We start from the raw sequence: 18,463 nt of genomic DNA on the forward strand, positions 1-18,463 counted from the left end.
GAAAGGCCGATTCGTCAGAGGGTGAGGGTGAAGGCCAGCAGCACGGCGACCATCACGACCGCCGCGGTCAGCAGCCAGCCGAGGGAGAAGTGGGGAAGCGGCTGGCGCAGCCGCATCGCCCGCTCGACCCGCGCCCAGCGCACGTAGGCGAGCACGGTGCAGACGGCACCGACGATCAGGAGCAGTACGACGACGAGACCGCGCAACCACGACGACGTTGGCAGCTGCAGCGAGTGCAGCGCGACGGCGCCCGCGAGCATGGCCAGTGCGGTCCGGACCCATGCAAGGAACGTGCGCTCGTTCGCGAGGCTGAACCGCGGGTCCGGCTCCTCGCCGACGTCGTAGACGAACGAGGGCTTGCGGGGTGGGTGGGTGGGCATGGGTCCATCATGTCGGTGCGGGCGGGTAGGTTGCCGCCGTGGGCGCCGAATTCGACCGTGACATCTCCGTGAACGCCATCGCGCATCCCTCGGGAGGTGAGGGCGCCTACTCCGCCGACCTCAGCGGCGGCTGGGTGGTCGGAGGGGGTGTCAACGGCGGCTATCTGCTGGCCACGATCGGCAACGCGATCCGCGAGACGGTGCCGGCCAAGCCGGACCCGTTCAGCATCAGTGCCTATTACCTCAGCGCCAGCGTGCCCGGGCCGGCGACGATCACGACCGCCATCAAGCGCGACGGCGGCTCGGTGGCGACGGTCGCTGCCGAGCTGACGCAGGACGGTGTCTCGCGGATCACCGCGCTGGCGACGTACGGCGACCTCTCCGCCCTGCCTGACCAGCACGAGACCACTGCGACGGCCCCCGATCTGCCGCCGCGCGAGGAGTGTGTGCCGAACGCGATGGCACCCGAGCGGATGCGCACGATCGCGCCGATGATGGAGCGCTTCGAGATGCTCTTCCACCCTGACCACATCGGTTGGGCGGTCGGCCAGCCGAGCGGCAGGGGCGTGATCAGCGCGTGGTTCCGGCTCAAGGACGGCCGCGAGCCCGATCCACTGAGCCTACTCACGATCGTCGATCTGCTGCCGCCGGTGACGTTCGATCTGGGACGACCGGGCTGGGCGCCGACGCTCGAGCTGACCGTGCACGTCCGTGCGATGCCGGCGCCAGGGTGGCTCCAGGTGCGACATGCCACCCGCAACGTCGCGGGTGGCATGTTCGAGGAGGACTGCGAGATCTGGGACTCGGCCGGTCGCCTCGTTGCGCAGTCGCGCCAGCTGGCGCGGCTGCCCCGAGGGTGAGTCACCCGCTCGGGAGAGGGCTCAACGCCCCGGTCGCAGCGCGAAGACCCACCGTCGGCCGGGAAACTCGGTCACGCCCCACAGCAGCCCGGTCGCGGGCGCGTAGCTGACGTCCTCGGGCCCGGGCGGCGCTGCGAACGGCCGGACCCGAAGCTCGCCGGCCCGGCCCTCCCACAGGTCGCCTGGGCGGCGGCGTCCGCGCGAGACCATCAGCTCGTAGCGGTCGCCGATCCGGGTGGCGCCCTGCATCGACGGCACGCCGACATCCACCGTGTGGGCAGTGGCGGCGCCGGCCTCACCGAGCAGCAGGGCCCCCGAGTCATCGAGCCGGAACCGGGCCAGGCGAGTCGGCTGCGCCGGTCCGCCGTACTCACCGGCCACCAGCTCCCCGGCGTCGGTGACGGAGAGGAACGAGTACCGCATGCCGTCGTCGGCGGCGTAGCGCAACCGCACCGGCCAGGTCAGACTGCCGTCGGGTCGTCGGCGGAGGTCGTCCAGGTGTGCGGCGTAGCAGCCCCGGCCTGTCGCCGCGACATAGAGCCACGGCCCACGCCAGGCCAGACCACCCGCGTGCACCGAGAGCGGGGCGAGCTCCCCGTCGCGGATCAGCGCGAGCGGCACGTGCGTGTAGCGCCGCGTGGCCAGGTCCAGGAACGTGATCCGTACGCCGTCGCCGCCCTTGGAGTACCAGCTCACCAGCAGCAGCCGCTCCGCCAGGTCGGTGCGATGGGCGTCGATCGACGAGGTGATCCCCTGCGGCCACCAGGTCGCATCGTGCCGGTCGAGGCGGTCCCACGTGTAGCCCCGGCGTACGCGCAGGCCGGGCGGGATCGCCCACCGGACCCGCCGCTCCGCGCCCGCCAGCACCTCGGCCACGCTCACCGGCGCGCCGGTCGCGGCGGGGGGTGGAGGTAGAGGCGTGGGCGTCAGGCGCGGCATCACGGGATCGACCGTAGGCGATCGGCCCGCAGGGCGAACGATTGTTCGGGGAGCGTGGGGTGTCCTGGCGCGGCGAACGATTGTTCGGGGAGCCTGGGGTGTCCCGGCGCGGCGAACGATTGTTCGGCCACCGCGGCGCCGAGGATCGCGCCTTCAGCAGCACAATGGCCCCATGCGAACGACGGTGGTGGCAGCGGCGATCCTGCGAGACGACCGGGTGCTGGCGTGCCGGCGTACGGCACCGCCGGAGACTGCCGGCCGCTGGGAGCTTCCCGGTGGGAAGGTCGAGGCAGGGGAGAGTGTCGAGGCCGCGCTGGCGCGCGAGATCGGTGAGGAGCTGGGCTGCCTGATCGAGGTCGGGGAGTGGTTGGCGCCGGTCGTGCCCATCGGTACGGCATCGACCGAGAACGGCTACGAGCTGCGCGTGGCGCTGTGTCGGGTGACCGCCGGGGAGGTGCGGCCGCGGGAGCACGACCAGATCCGCTGGCTCGCCCCCGACGAGCTCGACCAGGTCGACTGGCTGGAGCCCGATCGGCCGTTCCTCGAGCACGTACGCCGAGCCTGTCGGGGTGCCTCCACGGAGTCGGCCTACGTGCGCGCCGTCTTCTTCGACGAGGCCGACGCGCTGAGCGTTGAGCAGCAGCTGATCGGCGACGGCTGGTCAGCCGTCCGGTCGCGCGAGCGACTCCAGGGCGAGGACGACGACGAGGGCCACCCGTGGGTGGTGGAGACCGACGCGCCCGACTTCGTCGTCGAGCTGCTCGTGGACGAGTACGACGGCTGGTTCGACGTGGCCGATACGGCCCCGGACACCTCGGTCGCCCCCGAGCCACTGCCGGACGCCCCGAAGCGGATCAAGAGGCCCCTCTAAGATCGGGGGCGTGACCGAGTCTTCCCGCCAGCCTGCACAGCGTCTCCTCCTCGTCCACGCCCACCCCGACGACGAGTCGATCGGTCAGGGCGCCACCATGGCCAAGTACGTCGCGGAGGGTCGCGGCGTGACCCTTGTGACCTGCACCGCGGGCGAGATGGGGGAGATCCTGGTACCCGAGCTGGAACACCTGGCCGCGGACAAGGACGACCGGCTCGGAGAGCACCGCAAGACGGAGATCGAGGCCGCGATGGCGGCGCTCGCCAGCCCGGACGGACGCGGGATCGACCACCGCTGGCTGGGCGGCTTCGGCCGCTACCGGGACTCGGGCATGCAGTGGCACCCCGACGGCTACGCGATCCCGGCTGACCTACCGGAAAATGGGCAGAGTCATGACAACGCGTTCTGGCACGCCGACCTGACCGAGGCCGCGAACCACCTGATGCAGATCATCCGCGAGGTCCGGCCACAGGTCCTGGTCACCTACGACCAGTTCGGCAACTACGGCCACCCCGACCACATCCAGGCCCACCGGGTCGCGATGTACGCCGCGCAGCTCGCCGCGGTGCCGTCGTACCGCAAGGATCTGGGTGCCCCCTGGGGGATCAGCAAGATCTACTGGTCGGCGATCTCCGAGGAGCGGATGCGTGAGGGTCTGCGCACGATGAAGGAGGCCGGCGAGGAGATCGACTTCTTCGGCGGTGATCCGGACGGCGACCTGCCGATGACCACGCCCGATGCCGACATCGCCTGCGAGGTGGACGCGATCGCCTACGTGGAGCAGAAGCTGGACGCGTTGCGCGCCTACCCCACGCAGATCAGCGTGGACGGTCCGTTCTTCGCGCTGTCCAACAACGTCGGCGCGCAGGCGTGGGGCTTCGAGGCGTTCCGGATCGCTCAGGGGACGCTCGGCCCGCTCGACGAGAACGGTCACGAGACCGACCTGTTCGCCGGGCTGTGAGCCGGTGAGTCTGCCGGTGCGGCTGCTGGTGGCGGCCGTGCTGTTCGTCGGTGGTGCGCTGGTCGGCCTGGCGGCGGTGGCGGTGCACAGCTGGTGGTGGGGGTTGCTGCTGGCCGCCGTCGCGTCGATCGGATGCGTGCTGGCCCTCCCGGCCCGGTGGTGGGTGCAGGTGCCGTTCACGCTCGGCTGGTGGGTGCCGTTCGTGATCGCGATGTTCTCCCGCCGCGAGGGCGACTACGCGGTTGGCCGGCACCCGCTCGACTACGGGCTCGTGGTGCTCGGGCCGGTGCTGGAGCTGGTGGCGCTGGTCAAGCTGGTACTACGTAGCGCGCCGCGTGGTGCTCGCTGAAGCCCAGCCTCTCGTAGAGCGCGAGTGCCCCGATGTTGTCGGTCTCCACGTGCAGCCAGGCCGTGCGCGCACCCTGCTCCGCGCCCCACTCGACCAGCTCGGCCAGCACGGCCGTGGCCAGCCCCCGCCGTCGGTGCTCCGCGTCCACCGCCAGCCCGTGCAGCCCCAGCCAGTCGCCGTCCAGGACCGCAGAGCCGGCCGCGATCCGGGTCCCGTGCTCGTCCCGCAGCTCCGCGGTGGCGGATGAGCCCACCGCCTGGAGTGTCAACGGCTGCGCCTCACCCGTTCCCCGAGCCTCACCCGTTCCCCGAGCCTGTCGAGGGGCCAGCAGCCGGTGCAACCGAGCGAGCGGCGCGGCCTGGAACGACGCGTCACCGCGCCCCAGAGGTTGCCATCCCGCATCGAGGAACGACGCCTCGACCTCGGAGCCCTGCTCGACCTGGGCCATCGGCGCACGGTCGCGGGCGGAGTAGAACGCCAGCAGCCGCTCGACCGCGTCCGCGAAGGGCAGCCCGGGGGAGCCCATCGCCAGACAGGAGTTGGCCCGTTTGAGCAACCGCCCGATCGGTGCTGGGTCGGTGCGCAGGATCCACCCGCCGAGCTCGGCGGTCTCCATGCCCGGGACCACCCCCAGGCCGCGCGCCTCGGCATCACGTGCGGAGACGCGGGCCAGGTGCGAGGGTCGCGGCGGCACCGGCTTGCCGGAGACGATGTCGGCAAGGGCGATGTCGACCGGTGCGCGGTCCGCCGGGTCCCCGGTGTCGGGGCGCAGTGTCATCGACCCGTCGCCCCACGCCGTACAGACGCCGAGGAGGTCGGTGAAGGCGGGGCCGCCGGTGGGACCGGACCGGCCCCTGAGCAGACGCCTGATCACGACGCGTTGTCCCACCACATGTGGACCTAGCAGATGCTCGGGCACGCAGTGATACTAGGCTGTCTACGACCGCCCCCTGAAGCTCTCGTAGGAGGATCCAGATGACCTACGTCATCTCCCAGCCCTGTGTCGACGTCAAGGACCGGGCCTGTGTCGACGAGTGTCCTGTCGACTGCATCTACGAGGGCAAGCGGATGCTCTACATCCACCCCGACGAGTGCGTCGACTGCGGTGCGTGCGAGCCCGTCTGTCCGGTCGAGGCCATCTTCTACGAGGATGACGTGCCGGAGCAGTGGAAGGACTACTACGACGCGAACGTGAAGTTCTTCGACGACCTCGGATCCCCTGGCGGTGCCGCCAAGATGGGCGAGATCGACAAGGACGAGGCGTTCGTCGCCGCACTCGAGCCGCAGAACCAGGACCACTGATCCACGTTGGTTGAGGTGCGAGCGGAGCGAGCCTCGAGAACCATCTCGAGCAAGCTCCCCGACTACCCCTGGGACAAGCTGACCGCATACGCCGCGAAGGCGCGCCAGCACCCCGGTGGGATCGTCGACCTGTCGGTCGGCACGCCCGTCGACCCGACCCCGCAGGTGGTCCAGGACGCTCTCAAGGGGGCCTCGGACTCGTCGGGCTACCCGACCACGATCGGTACGCCGGCGGTGCGCCAGGCGGCGATCGACTGGCTCGAGCGCTGCCACGGCGTCACCGGACTGGGTCTCGACGGCGTGCTGCCGGTCGTCGGCTCCAAGGAGCTGATCGGCTCGATGGCGTTCCACCTCGGTGTCGGCGCCGGTGACCTGGTCGTCTACCCGGAGCTCGCGTACCCGACCTACGAGGTCGGTGCCGTGCTCGCCGGAGCCCGCGCGGTCGCGAGCGACTCGCTCACTGCCCTCGGTCCCGAGCGGCCGAAGATCATGTGGCTCAACAGCCCGAGCAACCCCAGTGGCCGGGTGCTCCCGGTCGAGCACCTGCGCAAGGTCGTGGACTGGTGCCGCGAGCGCGGCACCGTGCTGATCTCCGACGAGTGCTACATCGAGTGCAGCTGGGAGGGGGAGCAGCCGCTCTCGATCCTGCATCCCTCGGTGTGCGGCGACTCCCACGACGGCCTGCTGATCGTGCACTCGCTCTCCAAGCGCTCCAACCTGGCGGGTTACCGGTGCGCGTTCGTGGCCGGTGACGAGTCGCTGGTCGGCGAGCTGCTGGCGGTGCGCAAGAATCTCGGCCTGATGGTGCCGGGGCCGATCCAGGCCGCCATGGCGGCTGCGCTCTCCGACGACGCGCATGCCCGCGAGCAGCACGCCCGCTACGCCGCGCGCCGCACCAGGCTGCGCGAGGCGCTGATCCATGCCGGCTTCGCGATCGACCACTCGGAGGCCTCGCTCTACCTGTGGTCGACCCGCGGCGAGGACTGCTGGGCGACGGTGGACTGGCTCGCCGAGCGCGGCATCCTGGCGGCCCCCGGCGAGTTCTACGGCGTGGCCGGCCGCGAGCACGTCCGGATCGCCTTCACCGCGACCGACGAGCGTGTCGACGCCGCTGTGGAGCGCCTCACAGTCGGCTGAGCCTGGCGCGTCGGGCAAGGTCAGATTCAGGTCCGGGTCGTTATGGTCAAGGCCGTGACGACCAGGACCCCGCGTGGCCCGGGACGGCTCTCGTGGCACACTGCACGCCGCCGTTGGTGGCTGCTGCCCGTGCTCATCGCGCTGGTCCTGCTGCTGGTGAGCCCGCACGTCGGGCGTGCCGAGCCGACCGGGAACTATCGTCCACCGCTGCCCGCGGATGCGCTCGCCACCGGCTGCTACCCGTTGCCCTCGGGAATGACCATCGACTTCCCCTACCAGGTGCGCAGCGACGGCGACGTGGAGGGACCGGGCGGGCAGCATCGTCGGTTGGTGCTGCAGTACGACGAGATCGACCGGGCGACCGCGCAGCAGCGGATCACGGCCGCGCTGCGGCGTGCCGGCCTCCCGCCGGGCAACGCGAGCGTCACGTCCTATGCCCGCATCCCGTCCGACTCGATCGTGCGCGGCGAGATCGTGCTGTCCCTTCCGAGCGTGGCCCAGCACACCGACGTGCCCGACCCGGCGCAGTGCGCCAACCCGTTCTCCACCAAGCGGTTCCCGCCGGAGTGGCCGCCCTCCACGCGCTATGCCTGAGCCGCTCGTCGGTTCCCGGATGTGGCGCCGGCTCGATCTGCTGATCGGGGCGGCGCTGCTGGCGGGCGTACTCCTGCGGGCGCTGCTGTTCCACCAGGTCTCGCACACGCCGTTCTCCGGCGACGAGGTCGCCTACGTCGATGGTGGCAAGGCACTGTCCAACCTGCTGCGCGACCTGGCCGGGTTGCACGGTCCGGACACCGCCGAGTTGCGTCGCGACCTGATCGGCAGCGGCTGGTTCATGCCGGGCATGGCGCTGCTGCTGACTCCGCTCTACCTCGTGGATCCACACGCCTCGCTCGCGGTCGCTCGTGGCTGGCTCGGGCTGATCGCGTTGGTCGTCTACGTGCTGGTCGTGCTCGACGTACGCCGCGTGGTCGGACGCTGGTGGGCCCTCGGGCTGGCGCTGGTGCCGGGACTGGTGCCGATGTGGCTGCTCTTCGGCTACACCGCCTACGGCGATCTCCTCGCCGGCCTCGTCGCCACCCTGCTGATCACCCGGATGGTGGCGGTGCTGCGCCGGGCCAGTGACGGTGTGGTCCCGCGGCTGGCCGAGGGTGCGCTGATCGGCTTCCTGGCGATCGCGACCGTCTACCTGCGCTCCTCCTCGACCCCGCTGGTCTTCGGCATCGGACTGGTCGGGCTGATGGCGCTGCTGTGGTGCGGTCGCCGGGCGCTGCCTCCGTTGCTGCTGGCCGGCGGCCTCTTCGTGGCACTGCTGGTGCCCTGGTCGATCGCCGCGTCGGCGACGTTCGACACCCGGGTCATCACCACCACGTCGGTGCCGATGGCGATGGCCAACACCTTCGGCGACCGCACCAAGGTCTGCTACGGGATGTGCGACCCGGGCTCGACCATCTGGTTCTCGCCGGTGCGCTACGCCCGCGAGGTCGCGCGTGCGACCGGCACGAGCGAGGTCACGGTGCTGAGCCAGATGTCGGCGTACGCCCGCCAGGACGTGACGCCGCACTCCTATGCCCGTGACGTCATCGCCGATTGGCACAACTACCGTGACGATCCGACGGCGTTCCTGTTCAAGCTGCACCCGCCAGGTCAGAGGAGCAGCGCGACGGCCCGAGCGGTGGAGCACTGGACGCTGCGGGTCTTCGGCCCGACGGTCCGGCTGGCGGCGCTGGGCCTGCTGGTGATCACCCGGCGCTCGCGGCGCGCACAGCTGCTGAGCGTCCTGGTGAAGGTCGGCCTGCTCGGCCTGCTGCTGCAGCCCTTCGTGCATGTGGCCGGGGCGCGCTACTGGACCACTGCCGCGCCCCTGGCAGCGCTCTCCGGCATGCTCGCGGTCTGGGTGGTGCTCGGCTGGGTGGTCCGACGGGTCCGTGGTGAGCGCGGTCCGATCGAGCCGCCGTCGCGCCTGCTCACCCTCGCTCAGGGTGGCCTGGCCGCGATCGGGGTCGCCGCGGTGGTGACCATCCAGCTGCTGGCCTGAGGCCGGACGCGGTGGCCGAGATGCGAGAGCTCAGGCGAAGGCGACGGTGACCCGGTCGGCCGAACCGTTGCCGGTGCGCTTCCAGTCGCCGTCCTTGCCGGTCGACCAGGTCCAGCCAGCGTAGGACACCCGGAGGACGCCGAGCCGCTGCGCCTCCGCGACGATGTAGTGCGCGACCGCCCAACCTGCGGTCCTGGACGGTACGCCGATGGTCGCGACGTTCCCGCGCACCACCGGCTCGTCGGCCACACCGCTGAACAGGTTGCCGACCTCCTTGCGGAGCGCGGCCGGGTGGCCGGCACCGACGTCCGGGTCGTCGAAGCGGCAGGCGAACGCGTGCGGGGAGTACCCGGTCAGCGCGGAGGCCAGCGCTCGTGCGTCCGGCTCGTGCTTGGCGTACGCCGCAGGGAAGGCCGAGCGCTGCACCTTCTGAGCCGCCACCGTGATCTCGAGGTTCTGGTAGTTCGGGATCTTGGTCAGTGCGTCGTAGAACGCATTGGTCGCGTGCACCGGGTCCAGCACCTGCGAACGGGTGCCCCAGCCCTGGCTGGGCCGCTGCTGGAACAGGCCGAGCGAGTCCCGGTCGCCGCCCTCGAGGTTGTAGAGCTTGGACTCCTGCATCGCCGTGGCCAGCGCGATCGTCGCCGCCCGCGCCGGCAGGCCGCGCCGGACCGCCAGCGCGGTGATCAGCGCGGCGTTCTCCGCCTGCTCGGGGTCGAGGACGGCATCATGGCCGCCGACCGAGGCGGTGCAGTCCTCGGCTTGCGGGATCAACGAGTGCAGCCTCCCGGTCAGCGATCGCAGGCCGGCGAACGCCGCCACGCCGACGACTGCGACCACCACGAGAGTGATCGCGAGCTTCCGCATGCCGCTAGTTGGCGTGGAGCGCGGCATTGAGGGCGATGCCCTCGCCCTTCCACGGCACCGCCTCGACCGTGCCGGTGGTCGAGTTGCGGCGGAAGAGCACGTTGCTGGCGCCGGACAGCTCGCTGGCCTTGACCACGGTGCCGTCGGGCAGGGTGACTTTGGTGCCGAACGTGATGTAGGCGCCGGCCTCGACGACGCAGTCATCGCCGAGCGAGATGCCGATGCCGGAGTTGGCGCCCAGGAGGCAGCGCTCGCCGACCGAGATGACCTGCTTGCCGCCGCCGGACAGGGTGCCCATGATGGAGGCGCCGCCGCCGATGTCGGAGCCGTCGCCGACCACGACGCCGCCGGAGATGCGGCCCTCGACCATGGAGGTGCCGAGCGTGCCGGCGTTGAAGTTCACGAAGCCCTCGTGCATCACGGTGGTGCCCGCGGCGAGGTGAGCGCCGAGCCGGACGCGGTCGGCATCGGCGATGCGGACGCCGCTCGGGACGACGTAGTCGACCAGCCGCGGGAACTTGTCCACGCCGTACACGGTGACGTGCTGGCCGGCCGCCTTGAGCCGGGCGCGGGTGAGCTCGAAGCCCTCGACCGCGCACGGTCCGGCGCTGGTCCACACCACGTTGGTGAGGAGGGCGAAGACACCGTCCAGGTTCTGCCCGTGCGGCTGGACGAGGCGGTGGGAGAGCAGGTGCAGGCGCAGCCAGACGTCCTGGGTGCTGGCCGGGGCGGCGTCGAGGTCGATGCTGACCAGCTCGACCTTGCGGGTGACCTGGCGCAGCTCGTCGGCGCCCTCGAGCGTGGCGAGCTCGGCCGGCACGTTCGCGTCGGCCGGTTGGTCGCCGAGCGCCGGGCTCGGGAACCACGCGTCGAGCACGGTCGAGTCGGTGGCGTACGTCGTCAGGCCGAAGCCCCAGGCGGTCCTAGTCACGGGGCCGAAGCCTACCGGGGCCGCGGTGGGTGCGCGGGGCGGCGATCAGTCAGTGACGACTTCGATCGGGCAGCGGACACCCGGTGCCCGTGCGAGGCGGGCGTCCGAGGTGATCAACCGCGCGTCGAGCCGCTCAGCCAGCGCGACGTAGCTTGCGTCGTACGGAGACAGGTTGTCGCGCAGCTCCCAGATCCGGGAGAGCAGCGGGCGATGCGAGTGGCGGCGCAGACGCAAGGCGGCGTGATGGGCAAGAGCCGTTTCGGCCGCTGCGGGATCGAGATTGCCGCCGCGGAGGTTGCCGGCGACAGCCGACACCATCTCCAGGTCGTGCACCTCTGGCACCGCCAGCTGTTCGTCGCGGAACAGGCGACGTAGCCGGCGCGCCGTGAAGTCTTGATCCGCCAGAGCCTTGAGCATGGCGCTGGTGTCAACGACCAGCACGGTCGTCCTCGATCATCGTGCGGGTGGCGCTCAGCGAGATCGACGAACGAGCGGTGGCGTCGACCTGATCCATCAGCTCGTCCGTTGTCGGGTGCGAGGCCTGCTCGTCGAGCAGGCCCAGCAGGTACTGCTGGAGCGACTGGCCGGCTGCCGCCGCGCGCCGGCTCAGGACCGCGTGCGTCGTGTCCGGCACGTGCTTGATCTGGATCGTCGCCATGGGTTCAATCGTAGGTGTGGCGCCAATCTGGCGCCACGACTTATCCACAGAGTCAGGCGCTGTGTCGCCCGTCAATCGCCTCGCGCAGCAGATCCGCGTGGCCGTTGTGCCGGGCGTACTCCTCGACGAGGTGCACCAGCACGTCGCGCACGGTGGTGAGCTCACCGTGCCTGGTACGGCGAGGCTCGCCCAGGCCTGCCTCGCCGAGCCGCCCGATGCAGGCCTCGGCGTACCGGATCTGCTCGCGCCAGCGACCGAACGCCTCCTCGACGGACGCATGCGTCGGCGCGACCCGGTGGAAGCCGCCGGTGGGGTCGTCGTCATCGAGGCGGGGCTGGTCGAGCCGCTGGTCGATCACCATCTCGAACCAGTAGTGCTCCACCCGCGCCATGTGCCGCACCAGGCCGAGCAGGCTCATGTCGCTGGGCGGCACGCCCGGTCGGGCCAGCTGCTCGGGGGTGAGACCGACGCACCGGGCGGCGAGCACCTCGCGGTGGCCGGCCAGGTAGCCGGCATAGATCGCCAGCTCTCCGCCCGGGTGCGCCTCGAAGGCCCCGGTGAGCGTCACTCGCCGGTCCGCCCGTCGACGCACTCGCGCAGCAGGTCGGCGTGACCGCAGTGCCGGGCGTACTCCTCGATCAGGTGGACCAGGATGTCGCGCACGCTCGCCTCGGCACCGTCGCTGTTGTAGACGACCGTGCGACCCATGTCGCCGTCCGTCCGGGCGTCCAGCCACGCGTCCGCTCGCTCCACCTCGTGCCGCCAGGCCGCGAACGCCTCCTCGACGCACTCGGGGGTGCCGATCGCGCCGTTGAACTCGACGTCGTGGTCCTCGGAGGAGGTGAACGGCCTCGGCTCGTCGAGGTTGCCCTGCAGGGCGCGCTGGAACCACGTCTGCTCGACGTACGCCGCGTGCCGCACCAGCCCGAGCAGGCTCAGGGTGCTGGGAGGCACCGAGCGGCTGGCCAGCTGCTGGGGGGAGAGGTCCTGGCACTTCAGCTCCAAGGTGAGCCGGTAGTTGCGCAGGTAGTCGCGGTAGGTCGCGAGCTCTCCGACGGCGCCGCCGTCCTGGCGCGGGTCGTCTTCGGGAGCCACGAACATGCCGTCGAATGCCATGGGTCTCAGCCAACCGGTAGCCGCCGACCTGGGGCAAGCCCGTTTCGTGCGTGACACGATGGGCCGATGCCGAGCAAGCGCGCACCTCTGCCGACACCGACGATCACCCAGGCCGACGACGGCTCGTGGAGCCTCGAGGTGCCCGGCGTCGCAACCACCTCGGGGCACCCCGCACCGGAGTGGGCGCTGGCCAAGGCCGTCGAGGCCGTGCGTGGCGCTGCCACCGACATCGTGCGCGGATGGATCGCAGGGCGGCCGGTCACGCCCGTGCAGCAGGAGGTGGTCCTCCTCGTGACCCGTGGCGACTCCCAGGTATACGCCTGGCTCGAGGCCGGTCTCGCCGACGACCCCAAGCGGCGGTGAGCGCGAGATCTGGTTCGCCAGTCGTGCGCGCGACCCCGTACGCTAGGAGCCAAGGCGTCTGAGCCGTCATCAGCGGCGAGCCCCCGGAAGAACAGATCTCGACACGCCCGATCGCCGAGGTCCCAGTAGAACCGGGCGGGTCCGGCCCGTCACAGCCGAAGAACAAGGGGCATCTCGACAAGCACGATGCACGGACACCGAGCTCGGTGGACGTACGCCGAGCCTGTCGAGGCGCAACCGGGGTGGTACCGCGGCGAGAGTCGTCCCCGGGGTTTCGACAGGCGCAACCACCGAAATCCCAGGAGATGCCCGATGACCTATCCCAAGGTCACCACCGACCCGTCGCTCGACCCCTCCAAGGGCGGCGTCCCGGCGAGCCCCCGGTTCCCGGAGCTGGAGCAGCGCGTCCTGGCCTACTGGGCACAGGACGGCACCTTCCAGGCCAGCATCGACGCGCGGGACGCGGGTGCTGACGGCGGGAACGAGTTCGTCTTCTACGACGGGCCGCCGTTCGCCAACGGCCTGCCGCACTACGGCCACCTGCTGACCGGCTACGTCAAGGACATCGTCCCGCGCTACCAGACCATGCGCGGCAAGCGCGTGGAGCGCCGCTTCGGCTGGGACACCCACGGTCTGCCCGCCGAGCTCGAGGCGATGCGCCAGCTCGGCATCAAGACGACCGACGAGATCCACCAGATGGGGATCGACGTCTTCAACGCGGCCTGCCGAGAGTCGGTGATGAAGTACGCCGGCGAGTGGCGCGACTACGTCACCCGCCAGGCCCGTTGGGTCGACTTCGAGCACGACTACAAGACCCTCAACCCCGACTACATGGAGTCGGTGATCTGGGCGTTCAAGACGCTCTTCGACAAGGGCCTCATCTACGAGGGCTTCCGCGTCCTGCCCTATTGCTGGAACGACGAGACCCCGCTGTCCAACCACGAGCTGCGGATGGACGACGACGTCTACCAGCAGCGCCAGGACCCGGCCGTGACGGTCGGGTACACGGTGACATCGGCTGGGACCACCGACGGCTACGACTTCTGCGGCGCGAAGCTGCTGATCTGGACCACCACCCCGTGGACCCTGCCGAGCAACCTGGCCGTGATGGTCGGCTCGGAGATCGACTACGTCGTCGTCGAGGCCCCCTCGTCGAGCTCGGGGAGTGTCGAGCGCTTCATCCTCGCCGAGGCCCGCGTGCCGGCATACCAGAAGGAGCTCTATCCCGACCTGGAGCCGGGAGCCGAGCCGCCGATCGTGTGGCGCGGCAAGGGTGCCGACCTGCTCGGCCTCACCTACACCCCGCCGTTCGGCTACTACCTCGGCCACGAGCGTGCGTTCCGCGTGGTCGCGGCCGACGACGCGGTGACCACCACGGACGGTACGGGCCTGGTGCACACGGCCGGTGCGTTCGGTGAGGTCGACAAGGAGGTCACCGACCGCGAGGGCATCGAGGCGGTGATGCCGGTGGGCAAGGACGGCAAGTTCACCGCGCCCGTCACCGACTACCTCGGCCTGCAGGTCTTCGAGGCCAACAAGCCGATCATCCAGGACCTGAAGAACGTCTCCGGCCCGGTCACCCCGGGCACCGTGCTGTTGCGCCAGGAGTCCTACGAGCACTCCTACCCGCACTGCTGGCGCTGCCGCCAGCCGCTGATCTACAAGGGCGTCAGCTCCTGGTTCGTCGAGGTGACCGCGTTCAAGGAGCGGATGCTCGAGCTCAACGAGCAGATCCGCTGGGTGCCCGACCACATCAAGCACGGCCAGTTCGGCAAGTGGCTGGAGAACGCCCGCGACTGGTCGATCACCCGCAACCGCTTCTGGGGCAGCCCCGTCCCGGTGTGGAAGAGCGACGACGAGGCCTATCCGCGGATCGACGTCTACGGCTCCTTCGAGGAGATCGAGCGCGACTTCGGGTCGCTGCCGCTCAACGCGGACGGCGAGCGCGACCTGCACCGTCCCTGGGTGGACGAGCTCACCCGGCCGAACCCGGACGACCCGCGTCCCGAGGGCGTCCGCAGCACGATGCGGCGCGTCGACGACGTACTCGACGTGTGGTTCGACTCCGGCTCGATGTCGTTCGCCCAGAACCACTATCCGTTCGAGAACCAGGAGTGGTTCGACGGCACGGCTGTGAAGAAGGGGCACTTCCCGGGGGACTTCATCGTCGAGTACATCGGCCAGACCCGCGGCTGGTTCTACACGCTGCACATCCTGGCCACCTCGCTCTTCGACAAGCCGGCGTTCTCCTCCTGCGTGAGCCACGGAATCGTGCTGGGCTCGGACGGCAACAAGATGTCCAAGAGCCTGCGCAACTACCCCGACGTCAGCGAGGTCTTCGACCGTGACGGCGCTGACGCGATGCGCTGGTTCCTGATGTCGAGCCCGATCCTGCGTGGCGGCAACCTGGTCGTCACCGAGCAGGGCATCCGCGACTCGGTGCGCCAGGTGATGATCCCGCTGTGGAACAGCTGGTACTTCTTCCAGCTCTACGCCAACGCCGCCCAGCTCGAGGCGTCGTGGTCGACCGAGTCGCAGGACCCGCTCGACCGCTACATCCTGGCCAAGACCCGGGCGTACGTCGCGGAGATGACCGAGGCGCTGGACCTCTACCACGTCGCCGACGCCTGCGAGGCCACCCAGCGCTTCCTCGACGTCCTGACGAACTGGTACATCCGACGTTCGCGGGAGAGGTTCTGGAACGAGGAGCAGGGCGCCTTCGACACGCTCTACACCGTGCTGGAGATCGTCTGCCGGGTCACCGCGCCGCTGCTGCCGCTGACCACCGAGGAGGTCTGGCGGGGTCTGACCGGCGGCCGCTCGGTGCACCTGACCGACTGGCCCTCGGCCGAGGACCTGCCCGCGGACGCCGGGCTTGTCGAGGCGATGGACGCCGTCCGCGACGTCTGCTCGGCCACCTCCGCACTGCGCAAGGCGCGCAAGCTGCGCAACCGGCTCCCGCTCGGTGGGCTCACCGTTGTCGGTGTCGACGCCCTGCCTGACCTCGGTGGCGGCTTCGAGGAGATCATCGCCGACGAGGTCAACGTCAAGGCGGTGCGGCTGCTGGCCGCCGAGGACGAGGAGGCCAAGGGGTACGGCGTGGAGCAGCGGCTCACCGTCAACGCCCGGGCGGCTGGTCCGCGGCTGGGCAAGAACGTGCAGCTGGCGATCAAGGGCTCGAAGTCGGGCGACTGGTCGGTGGCCCCGGACGGCACCGTCACGGCCGGCGGACTGGCCCTGGCCGAGGGGGAGTACTCCCTGGAGACGGTCGCCGGTGCCGCCTCCGACTCCCAGGCCGTCGGGATGCTCAGCAGCGGCTTCGTGGTGCTCGACACCCTGGTCACCCCGGAGCTGGCCGCCGAGGGTCTGGCGCGTGACCTGGTCCGCGCGGTGCAGCAGGCACGCAAGGACGCCGGCTTCAACGTCGAGGACCGGATCGAGCTGACCATCGCCGGTGGCGCAGCGGTGCAGGACGCCGCGCGCACGCACGAGACGCTGATCGCCCAGGAGACCCTGGCGACGTCGTACGCCGTGGTGGACTCCGCCGACGGCACCGAGGTCGCCGTCGGCGAGGGGGAGAAGGCGACCGTCGCGGTCGCGCTGGCCTGACCACGTCCGCCGAGCTTGTCGAGGCGCCTCGACAAGCTCGGCGGACGTTGCTCGGCGGGCGTTGCTCGGCGGACGCGCCTTCGTGCGTCAGCGGTGGCGGGCCTTGACGTGCACCTTGATGTTCTTGGTGTGGTGCAGCCCATCGACGTCGACGAACATCACGGTGTAGCCGTGCTTGCCCGGCGCCAGGTGGTCGGTGGGCAGCTTGACCTCCAGACGACCACCGGCGTGGGCATGGCCGTGCGCGACGACCTTGCCGCGGGCGTTGCGGACCACGATCCGTGAGCCCGCCTTCGCACCGGCGATCGTGAGCACGGCCCGACGGCCGACCGGGACGACATCGGTGACGTGCACCTTGCTGACGACGGCCGCCGGCTCGTACGGCTCCGTCGTCTTGGCGGCCGTCGCCTTGGAGCCCGACGCGGCACTCGACGTCGTCGCGTTCGCCGGGTCCTGGTGCGGCGTCTCCTGGCTGGCGCCGGGTCGCTTCGGCATGGCCAGCGCCGAGGCGGCGAGCTGGGCCTCGTAGTTGGCCTCACGGGTAGCAGGGTGGAACTCGGTGTCGTCGGGCGCGGCGAGTGCCGCGCTCTGGAACGCGCCTGCCAGGTCGTCGAAGGTCTCCCGGCGCCACGGTGTGATCGCGCCGAAGGTCACGGGCACCCGGCCGGTCAGCTGGCCGTCCAGGCCTTTGGTCGCGGGGGTCGCGTTGAGACCACCGGCAGCGGTGATCGCCTCGATGAGCCTCAGCGGCGAGGTGTGGTCGGCGACCTGGGAGTAGACGTGGCCGCCCACCGTCCACGGCGAGACGATGATGCAGGGCACGCGGAAGCCGGCACCGGCCGGCAGGCCGCCACCCGGCGTACCCCTCGGCGAGGGGATGACGACGTACTCCTCGGAGTGCAGCTTCGGATCCGGGACCGGCGGCGGCACGTGGTCGAAGAAGCCGTCATTCTCGTCGTAGTTGATGATGAAGACGGTCGAGTTCCACAGGTCTTCGTTGTGAGCCAGCGCCTCCAGCTTCGAGGCCAGGAAGTAGGCGCCGGCGGCGGGCGTGTTCGGCGGGTGCTCGTCCGAGGCGTAGGGACCGTCCGGGAAGAGCCAGGTCACGTCGGCCAGGGTGCCGTTGGCGCAGTCCTCCTCGAAGCCGTAATAGCCGACGCTGGCCTTGGTCGGGCTGGTGGGATCGCCCAGGCCGCCCTTGCCGTCACCGAAGAGCGTGCCGCTGCTGGTCACCGCCTGGTAGAGCTCCTGGGGGATCGCGTTGGTCGTGGCGCCCGCCACATAGTTGGCGAAGTTCGCCCACCAGCTGAAGTAGTTGTACGAACCGGAGCTGCTGTAGGTCTTCACCGTGTAGCCCGCTCCGTAGAGTGCCTCGGCGGCCGACTGCCACTTCAGCGCGTTCGGCTTCACCGTCTCCAGGATCGGACCGCCCTGAAGGCCCTGCGGGTCGTTGGTGCCCGACATCCAGATGGCACGGTTGGGGTAGGTGGGGCCCATCACCGAGCAGTGGTAGTTGTCGAGCAGGGTGAACTTCTCGGCCAGGGCCCAGTGGAACGGGATGTCCTCCTGCGTCATGTAGCCCATCGTGTAGGAGCCCTTGGTGTCCCCGTCCGAGGCCAGGTGGGTGTGCAGCCACCCGTCCATCGCGCCCTTGTTCCACGACGCATGCTGGTCGCGCCAGTCGTGCGAGAGCGACGGTACGGCGGCGGCCGCGGTGTTCTTCGTGTCCATGTGGAACGGCTCGAGGTAGCCGGCCGGGTTGGCCGGATCGGGCTGCTTGAACACGGAGTTGCCGTTCGGCAGCGTCATCGCTGTCGGGTCGTCGAAGCCCCGCACACCGGGGAAGGTGCCGAAGTAGTGGTCGAAGGAGCGGTTCTCCTGCATCACGTAGACCACGTGCTTGATCTGCGAGAGGTCGAAGGTGGCCGGCTCGGCGGCGGCGGCAGCCGCCGCGAGCCTGGTCGGCAGGAGGCCCGACATGCCGGCCGCGCCGGCGATCGCCGCGGCGCCGGCGATGACCGTGCGCCGCGAGACCTTGGCAGCTCCGAGCGAGGAGGTGGTGTTCTCAGTCATGGTTCGTCT

At 70.4% G+C, this 18,463-nt stretch carries 20 protein-coding genes; 10 read left to right on the forward strand and 10 right to left on the reverse strand.

Features of this window, described 5'->3' with window-relative positions; all coding sequences use genetic code 11:
• Nucleotides 1-14 precede the first annotated feature (14 nt).
• Nucleotides 15-380 (reverse strand): YidH family protein, encoded by a 366-nt coding sequence (locus H036_RS0116985; RefSeq protein WP_017936005.1) that lies wholly within the window; start codon nucleotides 378-380, stop codon nucleotides 15-17.
• Nucleotides 381-418: 38 nt separating this feature from the next.
• Between H036_RS0116985 and H036_RS0116990 the strand changes: the two genes are divergently transcribed.
• Nucleotides 419-1,240 carry a thioesterase family protein gene (locus tag H036_RS0116990; RefSeq protein ID WP_017936006.1) on the forward strand — a complete coding sequence of 274 codons (822 nt, stop codon included), beginning with the start codon at nucleotides 419-421 and terminating at the stop codon, nucleotides 1,238-1,240.
• A gap of 21 nt (nucleotides 1,241-1,261) precedes the next feature.
• Here H036_RS0116990 and H036_RS0116995 read toward each other — a convergent pair whose 3' ends face one another.
• Nucleotides 1,262-2,122, reverse strand: coding sequence for a hypothetical protein (locus H036_RS0116995; protein ID WP_157417528.1), 861 nt, complete (start codon nucleotides 2,120-2,122; stop codon nucleotides 1,262-1,264).
• 229 nt (nucleotides 2,123-2,351) lie between these two features.
• Between H036_RS0116995 and H036_RS23380 the strand changes: the two genes are divergently transcribed.
• Genes H036_RS23380 through H036_RS0117010 form a run of 3 tightly spaced genes read left to right on the forward strand, consistent with a single transcriptional unit; the run spans nucleotide 2,352 to nucleotide 4,360 of the window.
• The gene (locus H036_RS23380) at nucleotides 2,352-3,050 is read left to right on the forward strand and encodes a (deoxy)nucleoside triphosphate pyrophosphohydrolase (protein WP_017936008.1); all 699 of its coding nucleotides are present in this window, start codon (nucleotides 2,352-2,354) and stop codon (nucleotides 3,048-3,050) included.
• Between the two features lie 10 nt (nucleotides 3,051-3,060).
• Nucleotides 3,061-4,011, forward strand: coding sequence for an N-acetyl-1-D-myo-inositol-2-amino-2-deoxy-alpha-D-glucopyranoside deacetylase (gene mshB / locus H036_RS0117005; protein WP_017936009.1), 951 nt, complete (start codon nucleotides 3,061-3,063; stop codon nucleotides 4,009-4,011).
• Between the two features lie 4 nt (nucleotides 4,012-4,015).
• Complete coding sequence (locus H036_RS0117010) at nucleotides 4,016-4,360, forward strand: hypothetical protein (RefSeq protein ID WP_017936010.1); 345 nt, start codon at nucleotides 4,016-4,018, stop codon at nucleotides 4,358-4,360.
• Here H036_RS0117010 and H036_RS0117015 read toward each other — a convergent pair.
• Entirely contained in the window at nucleotides 4,320-5,279 is a 960-nt protein-coding gene (locus tag H036_RS0117015; protein ID WP_157417530.1) for a GNAT family N-acetyltransferase, read from the reverse strand. The genes H036_RS0117010 and H036_RS0117015 overlap by 41 nt on opposite strands.
• Nucleotides 5,280-5,335: 56 nt before the next feature.
• Here H036_RS0117015 and fdxA point away from each other — a divergent pair, with 56 nt between their 5' ends.
• The 4 genes from fdxA to H036_RS0117035 are packed head-to-tail and all read left to right on the forward strand — an operon-like array spanning nucleotide 5,336 to nucleotide 8,837.
• Nucleotides 5,336-5,662 carry a ferredoxin gene (fdxA, locus tag H036_RS0117020; RefSeq protein ID WP_017936012.1) on the forward strand — a complete coding sequence of 109 codons (327 nt, stop codon included), beginning with the start codon at nucleotides 5,336-5,338 and terminating at the stop codon, nucleotides 5,660-5,662.
• Between the two features lie 15 nt (nucleotides 5,663-5,677).
• Nucleotides 5,678-6,799: a succinyldiaminopimelate transaminase gene (dapC, locus tag H036_RS0117025; RefSeq protein ID WP_017936013.1), complete on the forward strand. Its 1,122-nt coding sequence runs from the start codon at nucleotides 5,678-5,680 to the stop codon at nucleotides 6,797-6,799.
• A 54-nt stretch (nucleotides 6,800-6,853) separates the two neighbouring features.
• Complete coding sequence (locus H036_RS0117030) at nucleotides 6,854-7,393, forward strand: hypothetical protein (RefSeq protein WP_157417532.1); 540 nt, start codon at nucleotides 6,854-6,856, stop codon at nucleotides 7,391-7,393.
• Nucleotides 7,386-8,837, forward strand: coding sequence for a hypothetical protein (locus H036_RS0117035; RefSeq protein WP_026146133.1), 1,452 nt, complete (start codon nucleotides 7,386-7,388; stop codon nucleotides 8,835-8,837). Before H036_RS0117030 ends, H036_RS0117035 begins: the two co-directional genes overlap by 8 nt.
• A 30-nt stretch (nucleotides 8,838-8,867) precedes the next feature.
• Here the strand turns inward: H036_RS0117035 and H036_RS0117040 are convergent, their stop codons facing one another.
• Genes H036_RS0117040 through H036_RS0117065 form a run of 6 tightly spaced genes read right to left on the reverse strand, consistent with a single transcriptional unit; the run spans nucleotide 8,868 to nucleotide 12,409 of the window.
• The gene (locus H036_RS0117040) at nucleotides 8,868-9,704 is read right to left on the reverse strand and encodes a hypothetical protein (RefSeq protein ID WP_017936016.1); all 837 of its coding nucleotides are present in this window, start codon (nucleotides 9,702-9,704) and stop codon (nucleotides 8,868-8,870) included.
• Between the two features lie 4 nt (nucleotides 9,705-9,708).
• Complete coding sequence (gene dapD, locus H036_RS0117045) at nucleotides 9,709-10,635, reverse strand: 2,3,4,5-tetrahydropyridine-2,6-dicarboxylate N-succinyltransferase (protein ID WP_017936017.1); 927 nt, start codon at nucleotides 10,633-10,635, stop codon at nucleotides 9,709-9,711.
• A gap of 45 nt (nucleotides 10,636-10,680) precedes the next feature.
• Entirely contained in the window at nucleotides 10,681-11,076 is a 396-nt protein-coding gene (locus H036_RS0117050; protein ID WP_017936018.1) for a type II toxin-antitoxin system VapC family toxin, read from the reverse strand.
• Nucleotides 11,063-11,293: a FitA-like ribbon-helix-helix domain-containing protein gene (locus H036_RS0117055; protein ID WP_017936019.1), complete on the reverse strand. Its 231-nt coding sequence runs from the start codon at nucleotides 11,291-11,293 to the stop codon at nucleotides 11,063-11,065. The genes H036_RS0117050 and H036_RS0117055 overlap by 14 nt, the downstream gene beginning before the upstream one ends.
• 52 nt (nucleotides 11,294-11,345) lie before the next feature.
• The gene (locus tag H036_RS0117060) at nucleotides 11,346-11,861 is read right to left on the reverse strand and encodes a DinB family protein (protein WP_017936020.1); all 516 of its coding nucleotides are present in this window, start codon (nucleotides 11,859-11,861) and stop codon (nucleotides 11,346-11,348) included.
• A complete protein-coding gene (locus H036_RS0117065) occupies nucleotides 11,858-12,409 on the reverse strand; it encodes a DinB family protein (protein ID WP_017936021.1) in 552 nt (183 codons plus the stop codon). Before H036_RS0117065 ends, H036_RS0117060 begins: the two co-directional genes overlap by 4 nt.
• A 66-nt stretch (nucleotides 12,410-12,475) precedes the next feature.
• Here H036_RS0117065 and H036_RS0117070 point away from each other — a divergent pair, with 66 nt between their 5' ends.
• Together H036_RS0117070 and ileS are read left to right on the forward strand one after the other, a co-directional pair.
• On the forward strand, nucleotides 12,476-12,772 hold the full coding sequence (locus tag H036_RS0117070; protein ID WP_017936022.1) for a hypothetical protein: 297 nt from the start codon (nucleotides 12,476-12,478) through the stop codon (nucleotides 12,770-12,772).
• Nucleotides 12,773-13,084: 312 nt separating this feature from the next.
• The gene (ileS, locus tag H036_RS0117075; RefSeq protein ID WP_017936023.1) at nucleotides 13,085-16,381 is read left to right on the forward strand and encodes an isoleucine--tRNA ligase; all 3,297 of its coding nucleotides are present in this window, start codon (nucleotides 13,085-13,087) and stop codon (nucleotides 16,379-16,381) included.
• A gap of 87 nt (nucleotides 16,382-16,468) precedes the next feature.
• Here the strand turns inward: ileS and H036_RS0117080 are convergent, their stop codons facing one another.
• The gene (locus H036_RS0117080) at nucleotides 16,469-18,454 is read right to left on the reverse strand and encodes a phospholipase C (RefSeq protein ID WP_017936024.1); all 1,986 of its coding nucleotides are present in this window, start codon (nucleotides 18,452-18,454) and stop codon (nucleotides 16,469-16,471) included.
• Nucleotides 18,455-18,463 lie beyond the last annotated feature (9 nt).

It is taken from the genome of Nocardioides sp. Iso805N, from assembly GCF_000364605.1.
In the GTDB taxonomy this organism is placed as follows: domain Bacteria; phylum Actinomycetota; class Actinomycetes; order Propionibacteriales; family Nocardioidaceae; genus Nocardioides.